This is a genomic window from Aedoeadaptatus coli, from assembly GCF_900343085.1.
GTDB lineage: Bacteria > Bacillota > Clostridia > Tissierellales > Peptoniphilaceae > Aedoeadaptatus > Aedoeadaptatus coli.
Map to the genome: position 1 here is coordinate 133,655 of NZ_OPYI01000001.1, position 24,526 is coordinate 158,180.

The following is a 24,526-nucleotide window of genomic DNA, read 5'->3' on the forward strand; positions in this document are numbered from 1 at the left end:
ATGAAAAAAAGATTGAAAGCCATAGTTTGTGGCACGAATTTTGGAGAATTTTATTTAAAAGCATTAAAGAGTGCCGAATCAGATTTTCAAATTGCAGGTATTATCGGAAGAGGAAGTGAAAGGTCAAAGACACTTTCAAAGAAATATAATGTACCACTGTATTTTAATGTTGAAGAATTGCCATCAGATATAGATTTAGCTTGCGTTATTGTTAGAAGTGAGGGAACAGGTGGGGATGGAACAGAATTGTGCATAGATTTACTAAATAAAGGAATAAACGTAATTCAAGAGCAACCTGTTTATCAAGAACATTTATATAAATGTTATAAGCTAGCAAGAGAGAAAAACCTTATTTACTTGACTGCAAATCTATATTCAAATTTATCAAATATGCAGAGCTTTGCAGTGTATGCAAAAAAATTAAATATATATTCTAAGTTAGAATATATAAGCGTTTCTTTTTCTACACAATTATCATATGTAGCTTTGGATTTATTAGCTATTTCTGGAATTTTAGGTGATTTGGAGTTGGATAATAATATAATAAAGGGATTAGGCCCATTTGATATATTATATGGAAATATAGGGAAATTACCTATTTTAATAGAATTCAATAATCAATTAAATCCCAAAACACCTGATTACAATATGCAATTAATGTATAGTTTTAAACTTTATTATGAAGATGGAGTATTATCGCTAAATGATGCGTATGGAGATGTTGCTTGGCGTCCAAGAACATATTTAAAAGGAGCTAAAGACGATTTAAATATAGGTAAAGAGTCAATCTACAAGGTTTTGAATTCTTTAAAAGAAACGAGTACTTCAAAATTTTTTCAAACATACTGGATTGATTCAATAACAGCAGAATTGATTAAAATGAAGAAATATATGAATTCAGGCAAACTTGATATTCGTCGAGTAAACAGGGAACTATCAACATCTAAAAAATGGGAAATTTTGCAGAAAAAAGCGGGATATGCAAAGTTTATGGAGACTAGTAAAGAGAAGCTGCTTTTGCTGAGTGATATAAAAATTTTTGATGAATAATTTAATAAGGAGGTAAATAATGGAGAACGGTTATAAAGAAATAATTGAAAAATATTCTAAGCAAGGTATTGAGTTGTATGTTGATGGTGAAAAGTTAAAATATAAATCCATAAATGGTCAGTTAGATGAAGATATTTTAATGGAATTAAAATTAAATAAAGATGGACTTAAAGAATACATTAAAAAACTTGAGAATAAATATGATGTTAAAGATGATTATGCACCATTTCCATTATCTCCAGTTCAGAAATCATATCTTTATGGAAGAGATGACTTACATTCATATGGAAATGTATCTTGTCACATTTATCAAGAATTTTTATATGATAATTTAGATGTTTCAAAAGTACAAGATACATGGAATTACTTGATAAATAAACATGAAATGCTGAGGGCAGTTATATTTAAAGAAGGTTATCAAAAAATACTACAAAAAGTTCCAGAATATGAGGTTGTTACAGGAGATAGGATATCTATTAGAGAACAGTTAGAGGATAAAGTTTATCAATTAGAAAAATGGCCAATGTTTGATATTGGAGTATCAAATTATGGAGAAAAATCAATTTTACACTTTTCGATGGATTTTATGATATGTGATTGGTCAAGTATATGGCAACTTCTATTAGAGTTTGAGATGAAGTATTTTAAAGGAATAGAGAATGATAGACAATCTAAGATATCATTTAGGAATTATATAATAAGTGAAGAAAAGACAAAAGAAAACTCGGAATACAAGAAGGCGAAAGCATATTGGAGTCAAAAGACTAGAAAATTAAAGACATCTCCAGTAATACCTTTAAAAACGCTAAAAGAAACGGATGTTTGTAAGTTTAAAAGATTGTCTTTAACATTAGATAAGGATATGTGGGATAAATTTAAAATTTTAGCTCAAAACCATGCTTTAACACCGACAGCGTCAGTATTGACTGTATATAGTGAAGTACTAAAAAAATGGAGTACAGAAAAAGAATTTCTTATAAATTTAACTTTATTTAACAAGAAAAATTTAGGGGAAAATATAGAATATTTAGTAGGAGATTTTACAAATACATCGGTAATTTCGATAAAAAACATAAAAGAATCTTTTTCAGAGTTAGCAAGAGAAGTTAATAAAGAATTATTCAGCTCAATAGATAATAGTGCATATCCTGGAGTTAATATATTAAGAGATATTGCTAAACTGCATAACTCCAAAGAATTTTTAGCACCGTATGTATTTACAAGTGCAATAGGGTTAATTAAAAAGAGGTTGATAGGAAGATATGTGTATGGAATATCTCAAACACCGCAAGTATTTATTGATTGTCAAGCTATGGATACTGAATTAGGTTTACAGATTAATTGGGATGTTCGTGAAGGAATATTTGAAGATGATATGTTGGAGGATATGTTTAGTGAGTTTAAGAAGATTTTAATAAATTTATCGAACAATAAAGAATTTTGGGAGAAACGTCTTGAAATTGATCTACCTAAGTGGCAACGTGAAATTAGAGAAAAAGTTAATGCTACAAATAAAAAAATTAATAATAAGACATTATTAGAAGATTTTATAGAAAAAGTAAAATCTTATCCAGATAAGGCGGCTGTTATAGACTCTAGAGGTTCAATTTCTTATAAAGAATTATATAATAAGTCTGTATCTATAGCTTTAGCATTGAAAGAAAAAAATGTAAAAAAAGGTGAGCATATAATTGTAAAACTACCACATAATAAAAGTCAAGTTTATACTATTCTTGGAATACTTATGGTAGGAGCTATATATGTTCCGGTAGATTTTAATATAGAAGAAAAAAGATTAGAGAATATTTTAAAACAATGTAATTGTAAAGTTATTTTGACAAATGTCAGTTGTTATGATAGTAGACAAAGAAATTTTGTGAACATTGATGATGTAAATTATAGGTTAGATTTGATAAATATGTTTAATATAGAACATATCGATTCGACTGATGCAGCTTATATCATGTTTACGTCAGAGACTACTGAAAATCCAAAAGGTGCTGTAATAAATCATGGCGCAGTATTTAATACTATATATGATATAAATCAAAAATTTGAAATATCTGAGAGAGATTGCATATTAAGAATATCAAAATTAGATTTTGACTTATCTGTTTATGATATTTTTGGAATGCTATCAGTTGGAGGAACTATTGTATATCCTGATGAAAGTGAGTATTTAAATCCTGCTCATTGGGATAAATTGATTGAAGAAAATTCTGTGTCTATATTAAATATGGTACCAGAATTAATGAAACCATATTTAAATTATTTAGAAAATTTATCAAAAAAACAAAATTTTATTAAACTAATATTGCTATCAAGAGATTGGATTCCTTTAAATATGCCTAATGCAGTGCAAAAAACTTTTGTAGAATCTAAAATAATAGTATTGGGAGGTGCTACAGAAGCCTCTATATGGTCTAACTATCATGAATATAAAGGTATTAAAAAGGGATGGAAAAGCATTCCGTATGGGAAACCGCTCACTAATCAACAAATTTATGTATTAGATAAAAATTTTGAAGATTGTCCAGTTTATTGCGAAGGTAATTTATATATAGCTGGTAGAGGCTTGGCGGAAGGGTATTTAGGAGATAAAAAATTAACAGAAGAAAAGTTCTTTATTCATCCTCTAAAGCAGATCAGACTTTATTCTACTGGAGATTTGGGTCGCTATTTATCAAGTGGAGAAATAGAATTTTTAGGTACGGAAGATACTCAGGTAAAAATAAGAGGCAATAGAATAGACCTTGAGGAGATAAAAAATGCTTTAATTAAGCAAAAAGTAATTTCAAATGCTATTGTAATGGTAAATGAAAATAAAAAAGAATTTCCTATTGAATCAGTAGTAACAATTGCTAGAGAAGACAGAGATGATAAATTAGATTCGCATTATGAAACTTTATTTAATAATAATGAGGGTATAGATATTAAAAATAAGGAATACTTATTTAGTAACAAATATAGGGAATTATGCGATATAAGAGATAAAATATGTTTAAATGCTATACTAAATGCAATGATAGATACAGACATATTAAAAAAAGAACCAAATTCTGACTTATATAAAAGAAAAAGGAAATTAAATGATAATAAATATAATTGGATAATTGACAGATGGTTATATCAACTGATAGAAAAAAATATGATATATGCTGAAAATGGAGATTATAAAATTCAGTCTATTTTGACATATGATGATATTGCTAATTTATGGACAAAAGTTTTTTTAAAATGGGATGTTAAAAATGATAATAGTTTGAAGTACTTAAAGTATGTCAAAGACAGCACGGATAATTTAGTAGAAATTTTAAATGGGAAGATTGATCCAGTAAATATATTATATCCTGAGGGTTCTGATATTTACACTGATGCAATGTATAATACAAGTATAAATTCTATTGTTATTAATAATTTTTACTGTAATTTTATTAATGAGTATATTAAAAATAATAATCATAGGAAAATAAGAATTTTAGAAATAGGTGCCGGAACTGGGGCAACATCTGAAAAAATAATAGATTTATTAAATGGTGTAGATTATGAATATCATTTTACAGATGGAAAGAAATATTTTTTATCTAAAGCTAAAAAGAAGTTTGAAGATAATAAAAATGTTAAGATCTATCAATTGGACATTAATGAAGATCCTATAAAAATTGGAATAGAATACAATTATTTTGATATAATAATTGGCGCTTATGTTTTAGAAAATGCTAAAGATGTTGTAAGTAGTTTAAATTATATAAGAAATATATGTGCGCCTAAGGGATACTTACTATTTTCTGAGCCTATACGTAATGAACCGTGGATAATTTCATCTCAAGTATTTATGATGGAAAAACCATTAGATTCATTAAGGAAAAACAAATTTTTCTTATCAATAGAAGAATGGAAAAATATATTATATGAAAACAATGAAAAAATCTTTACTTTACCAAGAGAAGAATCTGTTATAGAGAAATTAGGAATGGTTTTGTTTATAAAACAGTTTAAAAGTGATTATTCTTTTATCAATAGAGAGAAAATATATAATAATCTTAAGATATGTTTACCTATTGATTTGGTGCCTGACAAAATAACTTTTTTAGAAAAATTCAAATTGACTTCAAATGGTATAGTTGACATAAAGAAAAATTTTTCATATGAAACGGATTATTTGAGATGTGCAGAAAATGAATCTATTAATTTTGATTCAAAAAAAACATCTATACCAAAAGAAGTATTGAATATTTGTGCTAAATTTTTAGATGAAGAAGAATTAAATTTAAATAAGAATTTATATGAATGTGGAGCTGATTCATTGATTTTAGCTCAAATAGCAGCTGAAATTATAAAAAGCATTGAATCAAGTAGCACATTTGAATCTATACTTAGAGAATTAATAGATGAACCAACTTTTTATAGGATTTCTGAGTTATTGAAAGGCGGAAACGGTACAGAGCATAATATTTCTAATGATGAATTTATATACTCAAAAAAATATAGTGCAGCCATCGAGGATAAAAGATTAAGAGTTATATTACATGGAGCTTTTGGAAATCTTGAAAATTTAAAAAATTTAGCAATGGAATTATGTTCTCAAAATAAGGGAGATATATTATTGATGGGTGTATCAGATATAGGTAAGTATCTAGATATAAATTCAGATGAATTAGTTGAAAAATTGGCAAATGAGTATTATAAAGAAATACAAAAATTTTCTCCAACAAATGTTCAAATAATAGGATATAGCTTTAGCGGGGTAGTTGCAATAGAAGTTTCTAGGAGATTATTAGAAGCAGGAATTTTAGTAGATAATTTAGCAGTTATAGAAGGTGGAAGCTTGTTAAATTATAATTATGATGAATTATTATTGGAATTTAATTTCTTACAAGCATTTAATATTGAAATTTCAGATATAGGATTTAAAGAAACAAATATATTAGATATAGCATTTTCTAATATGGATAATAATTATGAGAATGCAATGACGGTTAATAATATATTGAGTAAAATGCGATTCGAAGAAGATATACTTTATGTAAAAAAATTAAATTCTTTATCTCAACAAAAAAGATTTGAATTATATTATAATTTAGTAAAAAATAAGGGAAATTCAATTACAAAAAAATCTTTTTTAGATATGTATAAAATTTTCATAAAGTCATTTAATGCTCAAAAATTTATGCCTGAAATATATTTTGGGGATATAGATTACTATATAGCAAAAGATAATGTTGGGGCATATAAGCACTTTAATATCCTAGCTGAAAATTGGAAGAATATAATTATTGGCGATATTAGAAAATTTTATATACCAGGCAATCATTATAGTTCAGTACAAGGAAAGTCAAACTCAAAAGTTTTAGCAAATATGTTAAATGAAAATATGTCGAGCGAAATATAGAGAATAAAGTATATATTATAATAAATATTTAAAAAAGAAAGTATATCGTTTTGTGGGGGTGAAAAAATGATAGAAACAATTATTTGTGGAAAAGTATCAGGAAATTTTATTGTAGAATCTTTATTTAAATTAAAAGATATAATTGAAATATCAGGAATTTTTGAAGTTAATTCTAAGACAACAATTAGAGATGCATATTTTAATAATTTGCCACTTTTTACAAATATAAAAAATATCCCTAATAATACTAAACTTGCATATGTTCCATTTAATTCTGAAATTAATAGAGATGTAGATATTGTTCGCTATCTATTAAATAGAGGAATAAACGTAATTGAAGAAATTCCTAAAAGTAAAAAAGATACAATAAAATATTTAAAGGAAATAAAAAGTAAAAACTGTTACTATCTTATTAGAAATTTATATGAAGAAACAGAAATTTCAAAAATGTTTATAAGAAAAGCGAAACAAATAATGCAAGAACAAAAAATAATATATATTGATTCGTTTATATCTAAAGATATGTTATTTTCTATTTTTAAAATTATTAAGTCAAGCCTTAATGAGAATTTTTGTTTTGATATAAAAACATTTAGTCATGATGAATTTATTACTATTAGTGGGAAAATATCGGAAATAACATTTTGCTTTAAAGTATATGATCCTATAAATATTAATAAAAGATGCAAATACTATGAAAATAAATTGGAGTTTGTATTTGAAGATGGTAGTTTGATTTTAGAAATTTTTAAAAATATAATTATCTGGAAAAATAGAAGAAATTTATTTTTTGATAAAGATAACATAAATATAAATTTATACAATGCAGAACAACTACTAAATTTAAAAACATCTTTTACAGTCGAAAATAAAACAGATTTAAATGATGAATTATTACTTTTGGTAAAAAAACAGATCACTTTTTTAAATAATATGAAGAATGATGGAAGAAAATATTTGCCAAAGGTACACGAGATTATTAAAGATGTTCAATTATTTGATGAATTTGAATATTTAGTAAGAAAGTTTGATTTAAAAGATGACCTTACAATAAAACAAAACTCATGTTTATCCTCAAATTTAGAAAAAAATGAGTGGTTGTATGAAACACCTAATTTAATGAATATTCATTCTATACAAGATGTTGAAAGAAGGTACTCATTTATAGATCATGTTCATGTAAATAAATTTTTAGAATCGATAAATATGTATATATATTTGTCCATGATATTGTTTTTTCAAAATAATGGTGTTTTTATTGATTGTAATCGCAAATATAATATAAATGAGATTATTGAAAAAAACTTTAATAGTAGAAATAAAAATATTATATTAAGATGGTTAAATATATTATTCGAAAATGAATTTATACATCTAGAAAATAATAATTGTTATTTGCGTAAAGTCGTGAATAAAAATAATATTGATAGATATTATGAAGATGCAAAGAACTTATGGGATTGGAAATTAGGAGATCCGTTGTCTATAGATTATATAAATCAAAATATAAAATATTTACAAGAATTATTTGATGGAAAGAAAAAATGTAATTCTATATTATTTCCTGAGGGAGACCTGAAATATGCAAAGGCATTATATAAGAACAACATGGTATATAGATATATTAATGACTTAGTAGCAATAACTATATCTGATTATGTAAAAAAATATTCTAGTGGAATTAATAAGATAAAAATTTTAGAAATAGGAGCTGGAATAGGAGCTACTACAGATAGTGTATTAAAAAGATTAATAGATGAAAATTTGATTGATGAAGTATTATATAAATATACAGATATATCGAATTTTTTTATCCAGTGTGCAAAAAGCAAATATGAAAATGTAGTTAGTAACATTGAATATGAAAAGATTGATATAGATAAAGATTTGGAAAAGTTAGGAAAGGAAACTTTTGATATAGTGATAGCTGTAGGTGTATTAAATAATTCTGGAAAATTAAATACAGTATTGAGAGAGATATATAATACTGTAAAAAAAGATAGTCTTATATTAATTGCAGAACCAGTTAAGGAACCTCCTGAAATGCTTGTTTCACAAGTTTTTATGATGACAAAACCAACAGATATTAGGCTAGAGAAAAATAGAACATTTTTAAATAGATTAGAATGGCTTGATTTATTAAAGGATACATTTGATAAAAAACAAATTCTTATTTATCCTAAAAATACACACGCCTTGTATGAATTTGGGCAACAATTATTTGTTGTTAAAATATAAAAAAAGGAGATAAATAAGTAGTCATGAAAGAAACAATTATTTTAGTATGTGGAGCTTTTCATTATGAATGGTGCTGGAATGAACATTTTATACCATACTTTAAGGAAAAAGGATACAATTTACATGTGCATGCATTATCAAAAGAAGCTAAAAATTTAAAAGATTCTATGAAAATATTAAGGGAAAATATTAAAAAAATTGATACAGAGTTTATTTTTATAACACATTCTATGGGTAATTTGTTTATAAATGAATTTTTAAAAACTTATAAAGATTGTGTGCCGAAATCAATGGTTTTTTTAATGCCATTTCCAATTGAAAACAGGATTAAAAATTTATTCTTTACTAATAAGAATTATATTAAGTTGACAAGGGAAGAATTCTTTTTTTCTGGAAGAGTTAATAACGCTAAAAAGTATATTGATAAAATGAATAAGGAACCTCTAAGCATAAGAATGTTGCCTGTTATTTATTCCTCAATTAAAAAAATAGAATTTAATGTTCCAATATTAACCATATGTTCTAAAAATGACAATTGTTTACTCGGAGAATCAGTAATAGAATCAGCTAAGTTGTATAAATCAAAAATTGTTGTTTTAGACGATGTGTGTCATGATTGTATGCTTGATCCCGAATGGAAACTAGTAGCGGACCTAACAAGAGAATTTATAGATAATTAAATAATATGTTATCATAAAAAAATGTAATTGATAGTGATTGTTGACTTCATTAGCTTCTTTATGCTAAAATATAGTAAACGGTGTTATCTTAATTTGGGAGGTGAAACTTACTGAGAGACAAAGATGTTACAATAGAGAAAATATTAAAAAGTGCAAAAAGCGAGTTTACAGAGCATGGATTCGAAGAGGCTTCTATTCGCACTATTGCTAAAAATGCAGGAATTACGCCTGGTGCAATATATAAGCATTTTAAATCTAAAGAAGATATTTTTAAAGTACTTGTAAGTCCTATACTTAATCACTTATACAGAAGAAGTAAAGAATTGACAAATCAAGCGATTGAAGAAATTAAAGTAAATGGTTTACAAGCTTTTGGAGAAAAATCTGATGATAGTAATAGGGAATTATTGGAATTTATTTACCAAAACGATCCTATAGTTAATCTTCTGTTTAACTGTTCTCATGGTACGGAATTTGAATCAATTCGTCATGATTTAGTGAATCTTGAAGTGCAGGGCGCTAAGAAATTAATTGAGATTCTTAAAGAAAAAAAGATTGAAGTAAATGATTTGAATGATGATGAACTTCATGTTCTTTATACAATGGCATGTACGCCTTTATTTGAGGTAATCACACATAGGTATCCATATAATGAAGCCTTAAATTTTATCGATATGATGGAGGCAGCAATGAATTTTGGTTGGAGGATGATTATTAAATGAAAACATAATATAAAATTAAAAAATAATAAATTTTGAAATCGGGTTAATCCCGATTTTCTGCGTTTTATGGAAAGTAAACAATAATAAGAAAAATTTACCAGTAAAGATTATTTTGAATCAATCATATTGCAACTGGTAAATAAATATAAAAATTTAAATGGAGGTATTCAAATGAATGAAAGAAAATTAAAAACAAAAGATTTAGTTAACATCGGTATTTTTTCGGTGATATACATGGCGTTATCAATGGCGGTAATGTTTATTCCTGTGTTTTCTCCGATACTTTGGTTATTATGGCCAGCAATGACAGGCATAATATGTAATTTTATTTACATGTTGTTGGTCTCTAAGGTGCCAAAACCAGGAACGGCTTTACTTTTGATAGCAATTACAGGGATTATATATTTTGCTATAGGAGAATGCACTTTTACAATTGTCATAACTTGCGTTATTGCAGGGATTTTAGCAGAAATTACTAGAAAAATTTTGGGATATAAAAGTCAAAAAAGCGTAATAGTATCTTCAGGATTAATTTGCATTGGGTTGATTGGCTCACCATTGCCTATGTGGTTGTTCCAAGAATCTTATATGAAATCTATTATTAAAATGGGAATGAGTCCAGAATATGTAAATAAATTACAAACTTTAATTTCAATTCCAACACTTATCGGTATGATCATTACTGCATTTATTGGAGGAGTCATTGGTGCATATATAGGTAAAGCAATGTTCAAAAAACGTTTTGAGAAAGCTGGAATTATGTAAATGGAGGGTATTGTAAGAGGCATTATAAAGCTAAATCCACTAACTGAAATCATTTTTTTGATTTCAGTTAGTATTATTAGCTTTGCAAATAATAGCTTAAAATTAGATGTTTTTATTCTTTTAATGGTTGCTATTATAGCGTTATTTATGGGACTTGTTAAAATATCTTTAAAGGCATTATCTATGTTTGTATTATTACAGGGATTGAAATATTTTGTTTTGCCGATTCTACCAGATGTCATATCAGCACATTTTGGATTATTGGTGATTCATGCTCCTAAGTTAATACCGATTTTTTTAGTTGGTCAAATTCTTGTAAAAACTAATCCTATACGAAATATTATGTATGCCTTAAAAATGATGCATTTTCCAAAAAGCCTAATTATTTCCCTAGCAATAGGCATCAGATATTTTCCATCTTTAAGAGAAGAAAAAATATTAATCTCAGATGCAATAAAAATAAGAGGCGTGACTGGATTTAAAAAGATACAATTAGGACTAATATCTTTAATAGTTACAGCTTCTAATACCGCAGATGAATTAGCTCAAGCTATTACAGTAAGAGGGATAGAAAATCCTGCAAGAAAGACTTTTATGGATAATGCAGGATTTAACATTTGGGATCTAATAATTATTCTATTATGTATTCTGATGTTCTTTAATGTAAAGTTCAAGTTATTTTTATAAGAGGTACGAAACATGATTAATATAAATGAAGCTTCATATTCCTATAAGAGAAGCTTAGAAGATCAGTTAAAGAAAATTTCAATAAAGATTAATCAAGGAGAAGTTATCTTATTATGCGGAAAATCTGGTTCTGGGAAAACAACTATAACAAAATTAATCAATGGATTGATTCCTCATTTTTTAGAGGGAAATTTATTAGGAAATATTTTTATAAATGGGATAAACACAAAACAAATGAAGATATATGAAATTTCTGAAAAAGTGGGAACAATTTTTCAAAACCCCAAAACACAGTTTTTTAATTTAGATTCAGATAGTGAACTAACATTTGGATTAGAAAATTTAGGTGAAAACTCTGATAAAATAAAAAGACAAGTTTTTAAAGTGGTACGTGATTTGGGAATTGAAAGATTAAAAAACAGAAATGTTTTTATGATGTCAGGTGGAGAAAAGCAATTACTTGCTATTGCATCTATTTATGCTACCAATCCAGATGTATATGTGTTTGATGAACCTTCTGCAAATATTGATGAGTATGGCATTGAAAGAATAAGAGAGATGCTTATAAATCTTAAAACTCAGGGCAAGACAATTATTATTTCTGAACATAGACTCTATTATTTAATGGATTTAATTGATAGAGCTATTTATTTACAAGACGGAAAAATAAAATATGTTTTTTCAAATGTGGAATTTTCTTCAATTAGTGATGACTCACGAAAGAAACTAGGACTTAGAACTTTTGTAAGAAAGAAAAATGATGATTTTGCAAATCCTGTCACATTTTGTGAATCTGATGACTTTGTAGTTTCAAATTTAGAATATGAAAATAAGAAACAAAAAATTTTAGATAAGATAAATATTTCCGGAAACAAGGGAGATATTATTGCAATAACAGGTAAAAATGGTCAAGGAAAAACAACATTAATGAGAATTTTGTGTGGACTGTTGAAAGAAAACGAAGGAAAAATAAGCTATAAAGGAAGTCCCATAAAATATAAAAAACGAAGAAAACTTTGTTATATGGTTATGCAAGATGTAATTCATCAGTTTTTTTCGGAATCTGTAAGAGATGAATTTAGTTTATTTGATTCTAAAATAGATGAAAAGCAAATAGATAATATTCTAGAAAAATTAGATCTTAAAAAATTAGATAATCGTCATCCTATGTGCTTATCAGGAGGTCAAATGCAGAGACTTTCTGTAGCATTGGGGATGTTAATGAATAGAGAAATTATTATTTTGGACGAACCAACGAGTGGACTTGATTATACAAATATGCTCGAAATAAGCAAAGTCATTAAAGAATTTTCAAATAATAAAATTATATTTATTGTTACGCATGATAATGAATTGATTGATAGTACATGTAATAAATTATTGGAAATTTGCGATGGCAGAATAAAAAGATTTTATGAAAGAAGGTAAAAGATGGATATCTTAAAGGGACATAAAAGCAAGATTTTCGCAGCTGTATTCATTGCGATAATAGGAGTAGGATTTGGTGTAATACCTTATTTTTCTGTAGCAGCCATTATTAATAACTTGGTTGCAAAAAATACAAATTTAAATAATTATTATCCATATATTTTTGCTGTATTTCTGGGATTTTTGGCAAGTATATTATTTCATGAAATATCTACTATTATTTCTCATAATCTTGCCTACAGGATTATTGAAGATAAAAGAAAGTTATTAGCTGACAAATTAAGTAAAATTTCTATGGGAGAAGTTGAAAGAAAGAGCAGCGGACAGTGGTCTCAATTTATGGTGGAAACACTTGATAAAATGGAAAAACCGATTGCTCATGTGATTCCAGAAGTTATTGCTAATATATTCATTCCTATAGTATTGATCATAACAATTTTTATAATGGACTGGAGAATAGGAATTGCAAATTTACTTACAATTCCATTGGGATTATTGTTCTCAATGTTAATGATGCGAGGTTATGAAGAAAAATCTAAAAGATACCAAGAAGCAGCTAAAGCTATGAATACGACAATGGTTGAATATGTAAATGGTATTAAAGTTATAAAAGCATTTAATAAATCAGCATCATCATTTGGGAAATTTAGAAAGACTGTTGAAGAGAATAAGAACGCAATGCTTGATTGGTATTTGAGTGTTTGTTTTTCAATGACAGCAACTATGGAAACTATCCCGTCAACTATGGTATTCGTTTTACCAGCTTCCTTGTATTTCTTTATGAAGGGTAGTGTTGAAGTAGGGACTCTTATCACGTGTATATTGCTATCATATGCTTCATATAAACCATTAATAAAAGCTATGAGTCATATGGAAACAATAGCAAATATAAAAGTTGTATTTGAAGAAATAAAAAAAATAATGGAAATTCCTAACTTAAAAAGAGGAGAAGAAGTAAGAGATATAAAATCTTATGATGTAGAGTTTAAAGATGTTACATTTGCATATGAAGAGTCAAAGAATGTATTAAATAATATTTCGTTTAAAGCAAATGAAAATGAGTTAACTGCAATCGTTGGAAATTCAGGTAGTGGAAAGTCTACTATTACAAAACTAATCGCAGGATTTTGGAATGTTTCTAATGGAGAAATTTTAATTGGAAAAACAAATTTGAACGAATTGCCTTTAAAACAGAATATGGAGCTTGTTAGCTATGTGTCGCAAGAAAACTTTCTTTTTAATAAAACAATATTAGAAAATTTAAAGATGGCGAAGGAAGATGCGAGTATGGATGAAATTAAAGAGGCTTGTGAAAAAGCGAGTTGCTATAATTTTATAAAGAGCCTACCAAATGGATATGAAACTATTGTAGGAAAGGGAGGAGCAAATCTTTCTGGAGGAGAAAAGCAAAGAATTGCAATAGCTAGGTGTTTTTTAAAGAATAGTCCTATTGTACTACTTGATGAAGCAACAGCATATTCTGATCCTGACAATGAATCAGTTATTCAACAGTCTATTGATAAGTTAATTAAAGATAAAACAGTGATTATGGTAGCTCACAGGTTATCTACAATTGTAAATGCAAATAAAATAATTGTGGTGGATAATGGAGAAGTAATTGAAGAAGGCACTCATAAACAATTACTAGAGTTAAATGGGAGATACAAAAAAATGTGGGATGTATATACAGAATCTAAAGAAATCGAGGTGATATAAAGTGAGAGAATTGATAAAAACTTTATATGAGGTGTCATGGTCATATTCAAATAAAATAACAAAAATGCTTATTTTTGATGTATTTAAGGGAGTATTTGAAGGAGTTTCTTTAGGTGCAATTCTATTATGTTTGACCAAAATTTGTGAAAATATATTCACGAACCAAAGCATTTTAATGAAAGATGTGTATATTGTTTTTATTATTGCAGCTATAAGTGTGGTGGGAAAAATTATATTTGGATATCTGGCTGATAAAAACAAATATATTGCTTCGTACAATTTAGGAGCAGAAAATAGATTATATATTGGTGATCGTTTAAAAAATGTAAACATGGGATATTTCAGCACAAATTCTTTAGGGAATATAGCAGGAGCATTGTCAACTGTTATAGGTGAACTTGAAACAATAGGAGTTTTTATTATTGAGCAAATGCTTGTAGGTACAATACAGACACTAATTATGGTTATTTTCATACTACCTTATGATTTTGCAACAGCTATAATTATATTGTTGACTTTGATTGTTGGAACCTTAGTAAACTTATTCACACAAAAAAGCACAGATCAACTAACAGAGAGATTGTTAGGACTTAAATTGGATTTAAGTGAAAAAATGCTTGAGTATGTAAATGGGATAGGAATAACTAAAGCATTTGGAAAAGATAAAAATACAGTTAAGGAACTAAACGAAAGTATTACAAAAAGTCGCAAAGGTTTCCTTGCTGTAGAAAAAATTTTAGTTCCAACACAGTTTTTATTCTTGTTAGTATTTAAACTTGGTATTTGTGTGATAATTTTTAGTTCTATAATAAGATATTTATCAGGGGATATTGAAGTTACTAAAGCTATTATATTAATTGTTATGAGTTTTGTTGTTTTTTCTGGATTTGAATTAGCAGGAAGTATGCAGAGTATTAAGGGTGTTGCTGTACGAAATCTTAATACTGTTATAAATTTAAGAAATTTGCCTGTAATTGAAGAAGGTGAAATGACAGAAGTAGATAAAGCAGAAATATCAATGAACAATATTTCATTTTCTTATGGAAAAGAAAATCTTTTCAATAATCTAAGTATGCTTGTTCCAGATGGGAAAACTACTGCTCTTGTTGGATTTTCAGGAAGTGGTAAAACAACACTTTGCAATTTAATGGCGAGGTTTTGGGATGTAAATTCTGGCGAAGTAAAAGTTGGAAATCTAAATATTAAACAGTACAAGTATGATGAATTGCTTTCAAATTTTAGCTTTGTTTTTCAAGACGTGTATCTTTTTGATGATACCATAAAAAACAATATTAAGTTTGGTAATCCAAATGCAACAGATGAAGAAATGATAGATATTGCCAAAAAAGCTCAGTGCCATGATTTTATTATGAAATTGCCACAAGCTTATGAAACTGTTTTGCAAGAAGGGGGTTCAAATCTATCGGGTGGTGAGCGTCAACGAATTTCTATTGCAAGAGCCATGTTAAAACCGAGTAGGTTTGTAGTTCTTGATGAGGCAACTTCGAGCGTAGATCCAGAAAATGAAAAACAATTATTGATTGCTTTGAAAAACTTATTAAAAGGCAAAACTGTTATTGTAATTGCACACAAGCTTTCTACTGTAAAAAATGCTGATCAGATAGTTGTTTTAAAAGATGGTGTTATAAAACAAGTAGGAACACATAGTGAACTTGCATCTAAACATGGAATATATAAGGATTTTATTGAAATCAGAAAACAATCTGAAAAGTGGAAGATTTAAATTTGAGTAATAGATCAATCTTAATTTTTGACGAGCCTACAAGTGGTTTGGATTTTAGGAATATGAAAGAATTTTCTAATGAAATGATGAGGCTTAAAGAGGACGGAGAAACTATTTTTATTATTACACATAACCCGGAATTAGTAGAATGCTGTTGTGATTATTTTATGTTTATGGAGAATGGAAAAGTCAAATGGCATGGTATTAAAGATAAAAAGGATATGGAAAAAATCAGGGAATTCTTCGATCAAACTTAAAATTTGCTTAAAAAATATGGATGAAAAAAGGAGGTAATTTTATGAAACAAGATATGAAAGAACAATTATTAACAAAAAAACCCATAGATTTACTTTTTCAATTATCTATCCCTGCTGTAATAGGAATGATAGTAATAGGTCTTTATCCACTAATGGATGGAATTTTTGCAGGAAATATTATAGGACAAACGGCAATGACAGCTTGTGGTGTAGCTATGCCACTTACCTTTTTCAATAGTGGAGTATCTACACTCATAGGTGTAGGTTCAGCATCAGTTTTATCAAGAGCTATAGGAAAGGGTGACCAAAAAACAGTTGATAAAATTATGGGGAATTTAATCTTTTGGGTTATTCTATTCTCATCAATTATTACAATAGGCGGAATTTTACTTGCACCACATTTTTTAGATATGGTTGGAGCAAGTGGAGAAATTAAAGAATATGGTATCAGATATTTACGAGTAATTTTCATTGGTTCTCTATTTGTAAACTTTACTCAATCAGCAAACATGGTTATGCGTGGAGAAGGATTAATGAAAAAAGCAATGCTCATTATGGGGCTAGGGGCTTTTTTAAACATAATTCTTGATCCAATTCTAATGAAATTAATGGGAAAATACGCAATAGAAGGGGCTGCACTTGCAACTATTACAGCACAATTTGTTCAAGCGATAATAACACTCCATTACTTCAAATATAAAAGTAAAGCAGTAAAAATAAATAAAATCAAACCTGATCAGGAAATAAAAAAAGAAATGTTTGGCGTAGGGTCATCTGCTATGATGATGCAAATTTTATTTATGATTCAACAAACAATGCTATATAAAATGTCATTTAAATATGGCGGAGATACAAATGCTATCTTGATGGCAGCAACACTTAGAATATATGCCTTTTCATTCATTCCACTTTGGGGAATGAGTCAAGGTTTACAACCTGTAGTTGGTACAAATTTTGGAGCGAAAAAATACGACAGAGTAAAAGAAGCTATGAAAGTATTTTCTATCGGAGGATTAGTTCTTGCATCAATATTTTGGATACCAGCATTAGCATTTTCAAAGAATATTCTTTCTTTATTTGGAGTAGAAGAAAGTATTATAACTCAGGGAATAGGGAACTTTAGACTATTTTATTCTATCTTTATCCTATATGGAGTAATGGTAATGACTATAACATTCTTCCAATCAATAGGAAACGCTAAAAAAGCTGGCATAATAGTCATGCTAAGGCAGTTATTTTTATTCATACCTGCCATGATTATTTTACCAATGATATTTGGAGTTAAAGCAGTATGGTTTGCAGAACCCCTTGTAGATTTAATTATGATAATAGTTGGTGTAGTAATGATGTTTGGGGAATTAAATAGGATGGATAAAATTAGTTTGAAAAATTCAAGTAATGAATAATAAGTGGGTTTATTTAAAAGAATGGAGGGAAATATGCAAATAAATATAATTAAAGTACATTTACCTTTTTTCTTTGGTTTACGCTATTTACAAGTTAGATAACTCAGTTAAAAAATTAAATACAATTACTATTAGAAAGAGTTTTTTTCATTCTAGAGGACTAACCATGCCCAAGAGCAGGAGTCCTCCTTTTTTTGTCTGAAAACATAAAGACAAAAAAGAAAAGAATGGAGGAAACATAAATGACAAAAGAATATTACCTTTATGTCGGTGGGCAAAAAATCAAAGTAAGCGAGCAGATATACAAAGTCTACTGGCAAGAAAGAGAACATGAAAAATATTTAGAGCAGGTGGACAAGAAAAACCACTTGCTCTTTTTTTCGTCCCTAAATCATGATGGGAATTTCGAAGATAATTTAGAGGATAAAAACGTTGATGTAGAAAAAGTTGTAGCTACACAAATGATGATTGAAGCACTAAAAAGTGCTTTGTCAAAGTTAAATAGGGATGAGCGGGAAATCATAGAAAGATTATATTTCAATGATGAAACACTTCGTGCAGTAGCAAAGACTAAAAATATCTCACATCCAACTTTAATTAAAAGACGAGATAAAATTTTAGAAAAACTAAAGAAATTTATAGAAGAACTATAAATTATGGTTACCAAAGAGGGCAAATTTTCCTTTATAAAGTGAAGGGGAATTTTGTCCTCTTTTATATAAAAAAAGAAATTAATAGAAATTTGAACCTTGACAACTGAATAGACCAAGACAGGACATTAACCATTTGTGGAGCTTTATAATTTCTTCGCCATAACTTTTCTGCTGATAAGGATTTCGGTTTAAATAAATACTCTAGTTTAAAAGAAGGATAAAAGAAAACGAGCGACAAAAAGAAATTATATATTCAGCCTAGGAAACTGATGCATTGAAGCAAATGGGGACAATGATACTTCTACAGTTGTTGCCGGCTCATCTTGAAAAGGGGCGGTGGTGAAATTCCAATGTCGTGACCTACACGCCTGTTAATGTCAAAAAACTTAAAAAAATTAAAGATAAGGAGAAGATATTATGTGTGATGAACATAATATAAATACAGAAATGAAAACAGATAAAAAAGATAAACAGATGCTAAATCAAATTGATGGTTGGAATATAGAAGTTAAATTTAATGAAAATGGATTTAGCTTAGAAAATTTAGTAGAGGAATACATCAAAGAAAAATTTTCTGTCTATTAGGGGCTGACAAAAAATATAAGGAGCGTTATAATATTTTCGTGGAAGCCTAACCTTGGTTTGATTTATTGTATGTAAATCGAATTAAAGGAGGCTTTTTTATGTTTAAAAACAATTTACCAAAAGAAAATTTGGCAGTTATGTATTTAAGATTATCAAAAGAAGATGGTGAAAAAACAGAAAGTAACTCTATATCCAATCAAAGAGAAATTATAAACTCTTATGCAAGAAGAAATCAAATTCCAATAGTCAAAGAGTATGTAGATGATGGATATTCAGGTGCAAATTTTGATCGTCCCAATTTTAAAGAAATGATAAAGGCTGCCTATGATAGAAAGTTCAATACAATTATTGTAAAGGACTTATCGAGATTCGGAAGAGATTATATAGAAGCTGGAAAATATATTCAAAGAATATTTCCGGAAAACGGTATAAGATTTATATCAGTAAATGACAATTACGATAGTAAAAGTGCAGATATAAACGATACACATCTTATACTTCCTATAAAAAACTTCATCAATGATAGTTATTGCCGAGATATTTCCAATAAGGTAAAAAGCTCTCAAAAGATAAAAAGAGAAAAAGGAGACTTTATCAGTGCTTTTGCACCTTATGGATATAAAAAGTCTGAGGAGAATAAAAACAAGTTAGTGATTGATAAAGAGATATCGGATATTATCAAAAATATATTTGATATGAAACTCTTGGGATATTCCTCAAAGGCAATTGCAGATGAACTAAATCATTTAGGAGTTTTAACTCCAAGAAAATATAAAGAAAGTCAAGGATTTAAGTGTAATGGATTTCAAAATACAAAAGGTGGAACTTGGTCAGCAAAGACAGTAAATAGAATTATAGAAAATGAAGTATATATTGGAAATACTTTACAAGGAAAGAGTGTTACTTTAAGTTATAAAAATAAAAAGCAGATAGAAAAAGAGAAAGAAGAATGGATAAGAGTAGAAAATACCCATGAAGCAATTATAAGTAAAGAAGTTTTTACTATTGCAAATACTATGTTAAAAAGGGATTTGAATAACTCTCGTGGAAAGGACAAAATTGATATTTTTATAGGAATGCTTTTTTGTAAAGAATGTGGAAGTTCTTTGATTAGAAGGACTGTAAAGTATAAAGAAAGAGAAGAGATTTTCTATATTTGTTCAAAGTACAACAAGGAAAAATCTTGCACAAGACACAGCATAAAAGAAGAAACCTTGATAAAAGCAGTATCTAAAATAATGAAGTCCTACATTGAATTTAATGAAAATCTATATTCTAAAGTTCAGCGTATAGATATAAATAAAAATTTGAAAGACAATCAAATTCCTATACTAAAACGAGAAAAAGCAATGACAGAAGAACTCTTATCTTCCCTATACCTTGACCTAAAAGAAGATGTTATTAGTAAAGAAGAATATCAACTTTTTAGAAAAAACTATACAGAGAAACTGACTAAATTAGATGAAAGTATCGAGTATAGATTGAAAAAACAGGAATATACTAAGGAGAAGATTGACAAAAATAAGAGTTGGATCATCGACATTAACAAGTATAAAAATTTATCGGAAATAGATAGATTGTCTGTTGTGATGCTTATTGATAAAATTTTTATTTCTGAAGATAAGACGATAGATGTTAGGTTTAATCATACCGAAGAATTGTCATTACTTGAAGAAATGACAAAAACGGATAAGCCTGACATTAAATCCAACACCAAAAGAAAGAAAAGTATTGATATAAGCAGGAAGTCAAAAACTATACCTACTGTTATGAATAAAAGTCTTGTAAGCGCTGAAAGTGAGGTATGCTATGGCTAGAACAAAAAATAGGCATATATCACAATCAGAAACAGAAGTTGGAAAAGTGATTGAAAAAATATACATTGCCGGTATTTATGCTAGATTATCACAGGAAAGAAAGGAAGCTTACAGGGATAAAAGTAATTCACTTGAAATGCAGGAAGAACTTTGTATAAATGCTGCAAAAGAAAAAGATATAAAGATTTTAAGAGTATACAAGGACTATGAATATTCTGGAACAAATTTTAAAAGACCTGCATTTATTGAAATGATGGAAGATATCCGAACAGGCAGGATAAATTGTATCATAGTAAAAGATATGTCAAGGTTTGGTAGAGAGTATTTAGAAATCGCAAACTATATCGAAAAAGTATTTCCATTTTTGGGAGTTCGATTTATTTCCGTAAATGATAATCTGGATACTAAAGACGGTATAAAATCAGATCAGAGTTATGAAATAGCAATAAAAAATATCTTCAATGATTTATACGCAAAAGATATTTCAAAGAAAATAAAAGCCTCTAAAGAAATAAAAATGAAACAAGGGTCTTTTATAGGAGCAATGGCTCCGTATGGCTATAAGGTTGATAAAATTGATGGTAAAAGAGTTCTGGTGATGGACGAACAGGCAGCAGATGTAGTAAGACTTATCTTTTATATGGCAAGTCAAAGAAAATCCAATATGCAAATAGCAAGAGAATTGACTAAAAAATATACGACACCTGATGAATATAAGAGAACAGGTAAAATTTTTAAGGATAAAGAAGATACAAAACAATGGGATATTTCTCATATATCAAAAATGCTTTCTGATGAAGTATATATCGGGAATTTGATTCAAAGAGTATACTCAAATAGACATGATCCAAGTAGGAAAAGTAAGTTTCGTGATAAAGAAGAGTGGATTATAACAGAGAACACCCACGAAGGTTTGATAGACAAAACTACATTTGAAAATATCAGAGAGATAAAGGAGAAAAAACAAAACTATCTACCTTACCATTCACTGAAAAACATAATAAAAGACGGAAAAGAAAATGTTGGAGTAAAAATTCAAAGAGATTATAAAAAAGAAGGAAAGTATGACGACCTCATACAGTGCAGTGTTTGTGGCAGATATTTGAAAAAACGATATGGACCACGAGGACTGAAATATCATGATGAGATTTGCTATTGCTATTATTGTAAAGGTGGAGACAGATTAAACTTAGAAAAATCTCATGTAAGAATATACGAAACAGACTTAGATAAGATTTTAATGGATACTTTAAAACGAATTTTTTCAAATGTTTATCAAGAGGATAAAAGACACCACCTTAAAACCTATCTGAATAGTGTGAGTGCTGAAAAGCTAAATCAAGTTTCTTTAAAAATAGATACAGATAATAAAAAGATAGATTCTCTTAGAGTTAAATTACAAGCACATTATGAAAGCTATGTTAAGGGAGAGATTCTTTTAAGTGAATTTAAAGCAGAAAGTAAGCAGGTAGATAGACAAATAAAAACGATAAAAAATGAAATAAAAGTTTTGGAGGAGAATAAAAGAAATATAAAGAAAAGGAAAAGGGAACTTAAAAAATTCATAGAAGCTCTCTTTTGCTGCTTAGATGCTGATAAGAGTATAGAAGTGGATAAAGGATTGGTTGATACTCTCATTAACCATATAGAAATTTCACATAATAAGAAAGTAACCATAAATTTTAAGTTTAATCTTGATAAAGATATAAAAGAGAAGTTGGAGGTAGAGTATGAATAATGTGGCTATTTATCTAAGACTCTCAGACGAAGATTATAACAAAATGGATGAAAGTATAAGCATAGTAAATCAGAGAGATTATATAAGAAATTATATTGAAAATGAATCATCTTTAAAGAGTTGTGAAATAAAGGAATATGTAGATGATGGGTATTCGGGAACGAATACAAACAGACCTGCATTTTTAAGACTTATTGATGATGTAAAAGAAGGAAGAGTAAAGACTATCATAGTAAAGGATATGTCGAGGTTTTCAAGAGATTATATCTTGCTTGGGGATTATTTGAGCAATATATTTCCATTTTTAAAAATACGATTTATAGCTATCAATGATTGTTATGATTCCATAAACGAAAATGGAAATGGCTTAGATATGGATATGCAGTTTAAGACCTTGTATTATGATTTATTCAGTAAAGAATTATCTGAGAAGGTAAGCAATTCTTTAAAACAAATTAAATCACAGGGGAAGAATACAAACTGGGCAGCACCTTTTGGATACATCAAAGATCCAAATAATAAATATCATATCATCATTGATAAAAAGACAGCATTTATAGTAAAAGAAGCATTTGATTTAATTTTAAGAGGGTATTCTTGTACTAAAATTGCTAATATTTTTAATGAAAAAGGCTATATAACTCGCTCTGAGCGAAAAGAAGAACTGAAACTTTCTGATTATACTGGAAATTTAATTACAGGAAGTAGAGTAAAGAAAAGAGTTTGGACAAGTGTTTGCATATCACAAATTACAAGAAATGAATTATATACAGGAGATTATGTATATAACAAGTATAAAGAAACAAGAATTGGTAGGCGAAAAAAGATATTACTTCCTGAAGAAGAGTGGAAAGTAATCCATAATACTCATGAAGCAATTATTTCAAGAGAGGTCTTTGATGAGGTTAAGTCAATAAAAGAAAAAAGGAAATTTTATGTTTATACAGGAAAGAAAAATCGCTCTATTTTTTCTGGTAAGATATTTTGTAAAGAATGTGGTAGACCTATGAGTTTTCGATGTGACAGTAGACAAAAGAAGAATTCTGATAAAATATACAAGTATAAAAGTTATTATTGTAATTTATGTAAAGCTGAGAAAAAACCAAACAATATCAAAGAGAAAGATATTATTGAACTTATAAAACCTAAATTAAAAGATTTTAAGATTCAAAACACATTAAATAAAGAGAAAGTTATAGAACACAAAAATGTAAAAGAAGAGATTCTAAAGGAAATATCCATATTAAACAGCAATTTACAAATCATCTATGAAAACTATAAAAAGAAAAATATTTCAAAAGAGGACTATTTAAAGAAAAAAACTTTTATCCAAGATAAAAAGATATTATTGGAGAGTAAATTGGAAAAATTGAAGTCAGAGAAGATTGATCCAAGGAAAGAAACGGATATTACAGTCTTAGACGAAGAAAGTTTATTGAAGGCTTATTTAGACAATAAAATTGATAAGATAATTGTATCAAGAAGTGGAGAAATAGAAATTGTAGAAAAATAGATGAATAGCATTAAAAGTAACTCATAATCTCGCCAACTTTAATTTTAATACGCCAAAATGAAAATAATGACGAGAAAATTCGAGAAAATAAATAGTACTGTTTATTATGAGACGATAGGGTAAATATTTAGGAAC

At 27.9% G+C, this 24,526-nt stretch carries 17 protein-coding genes and 1 pseudogene; all 18 read left to right on the forward strand.

Annotated elements, in window-relative coordinates:
* The 18 genes and pseudogenes from DG046_RS00630 (at window position 1) to DG046_RS00710 (ending at window position 24,391) form a co-directional block, all read left to right on the forward strand.
* A complete protein-coding gene (locus tag DG046_RS00630; RefSeq protein WP_036762259.1) occupies window positions 1–1,050 on the forward strand; it encodes a Gfo/Idh/MocA family oxidoreductase in 1,050 nt (349 codons plus the stop codon).
* A 19-nt stretch (window positions 1,051–1,069) separates the two neighbouring features.
* The gene (locus DG046_RS00635; RefSeq protein ID WP_108830672.1) at window positions 1,070–6,442 is read left to right on the forward strand and encodes an AMP-binding protein; all 5,373 of its coding nucleotides are present in this window, start codon (window positions 1,070–1,072) and stop codon (window positions 6,440–6,442) included.
* Window positions 6,443–6,508: 66 nt separating this feature from the next.
* The gene (locus tag DG046_RS00640; protein ID WP_108830673.1) at window positions 6,509–8,680 is read left to right on the forward strand and encodes a class I SAM-dependent methyltransferase; all 2,172 of its coding nucleotides are present in this window, start codon (window positions 6,509–6,511) and stop codon (window positions 8,678–8,680) included.
* Window positions 8,681–8,703: 23 nt separating this feature from the next.
* Window positions 8,704–9,360 (forward strand): lipase family protein, encoded by a 657-nt coding sequence (locus tag DG046_RS00645; protein ID WP_108830674.1) that lies wholly within the window; start codon window positions 8,704–8,706, stop codon window positions 9,358–9,360.
* A 140-nt stretch (window positions 9,361–9,500) separates the two neighbouring features.
* Window positions 9,501–9,623 (forward strand): annotated as a pseudogene (locus tag DG046_RS09975) (TetR/AcrR family transcriptional regulator); the annotation flags it as partial.
* Window positions 9,624–9,683: 60 nt separating this feature from the next.
* Window positions 9,684–10,082, forward strand: coding sequence for a hypothetical protein (locus tag DG046_RS00650; RefSeq protein WP_234411431.1), 399 nt, complete (start codon window positions 9,684–9,686; stop codon window positions 10,080–10,082).
* Window positions 10,083–10,253: 171 nt separating this feature from the next.
* Complete coding sequence (locus DG046_RS00655) at window positions 10,254–10,847, forward strand: MptD family putative ECF transporter S component (RefSeq protein WP_108830676.1); 594 nt, start codon at window positions 10,254–10,256, stop codon at window positions 10,845–10,847.
* Window positions 10,848–11,534, forward strand: a complete 687-nt coding sequence (locus DG046_RS00660) for an energy-coupling factor transporter transmembrane component T family protein (RefSeq protein WP_005957898.1) — start codon at window positions 10,848–10,850, stop codon at window positions 11,532–11,534. It begins immediately after the preceding gene.
* 12 nt (window positions 11,535–11,546) lie between these two features.
* Window positions 11,547–12,962 (forward strand): ABC transporter ATP-binding protein, encoded by a 1,416-nt coding sequence (locus DG046_RS00665; RefSeq protein ID WP_108830677.1) that lies wholly within the window; start codon window positions 11,547–11,549, stop codon window positions 12,960–12,962.
* 3 nt (window positions 12,963–12,965) lie between these two features.
* Window positions 12,966–14,678 carry an ABC transporter ATP-binding protein gene (locus tag DG046_RS00670; protein WP_050198508.1) on the forward strand — a complete coding sequence of 571 codons (1,713 nt, stop codon included), beginning with the start codon at window positions 12,966–12,968 and terminating at the stop codon, window positions 14,676–14,678.
* Window position 14,679: 1 nt separating this feature from the next.
* Window positions 14,680–16,422, forward strand: coding sequence for an ABC transporter ATP-binding protein (locus tag DG046_RS00675; RefSeq protein WP_108830678.1), 1,743 nt, complete (start codon window positions 14,680–14,682; stop codon window positions 16,420–16,422).
* A 2-nt stretch (window positions 16,423–16,424) separates the two neighbouring features.
* The gene (locus DG046_RS00680; RefSeq protein ID WP_234411432.1) at window positions 16,425–16,679 is read left to right on the forward strand and encodes an AAA family ATPase; all 255 of its coding nucleotides are present in this window, start codon (window positions 16,425–16,427) and stop codon (window positions 16,677–16,679) included.
* 41 nt (window positions 16,680–16,720) lie between these two features.
* Window positions 16,721–18,085 (forward strand): MATE family efflux transporter, encoded by a 1,365-nt coding sequence (locus tag DG046_RS00685; RefSeq protein WP_108830680.1) that lies wholly within the window; start codon window positions 16,721–16,723, stop codon window positions 18,083–18,085.
* Window positions 18,086–18,327: 242 nt separating this feature from the next.
* Entirely contained in the window at window positions 18,328–18,738 is a 411-nt protein-coding gene (locus DG046_RS00690) for an RNA polymerase sigma factor (protein ID WP_004838472.1), read from the forward strand.
* Window positions 18,739–19,155: 417 nt separating this feature from the next.
* Window positions 19,156–19,323: an aminoacyl-tRNA hydrolase gene (locus tag DG046_RS00695; protein WP_108830681.1), complete on the forward strand. Its 168-nt coding sequence runs from the start codon at window positions 19,156–19,158 to the stop codon at window positions 19,321–19,323.
* A 98-nt stretch (window positions 19,324–19,421) separates the two neighbouring features.
* A complete protein-coding gene (locus DG046_RS00700) occupies window positions 19,422–21,140 on the forward strand; it encodes a recombinase family protein (protein ID WP_108830682.1) in 1,719 nt (572 codons plus the stop codon).
* Window positions 21,133–22,878, forward strand: a complete 1,746-nt coding sequence (locus tag DG046_RS00705; RefSeq protein ID WP_108830683.1) for a recombinase family protein — start codon at window positions 21,133–21,135, stop codon at window positions 22,876–22,878. The genes DG046_RS00700 and DG046_RS00705 overlap by 8 nt, the downstream gene beginning before the upstream one ends.
* Entirely contained in the window at window positions 22,871–24,391 is a 1,521-nt protein-coding gene (locus tag DG046_RS00710; RefSeq protein ID WP_108830684.1) for a recombinase family protein, read from the forward strand. Before DG046_RS00705 ends, DG046_RS00710 begins: the two co-directional genes overlap by 8 nt.
* Window positions 24,392–24,526 lie beyond the last annotated feature (135 nt).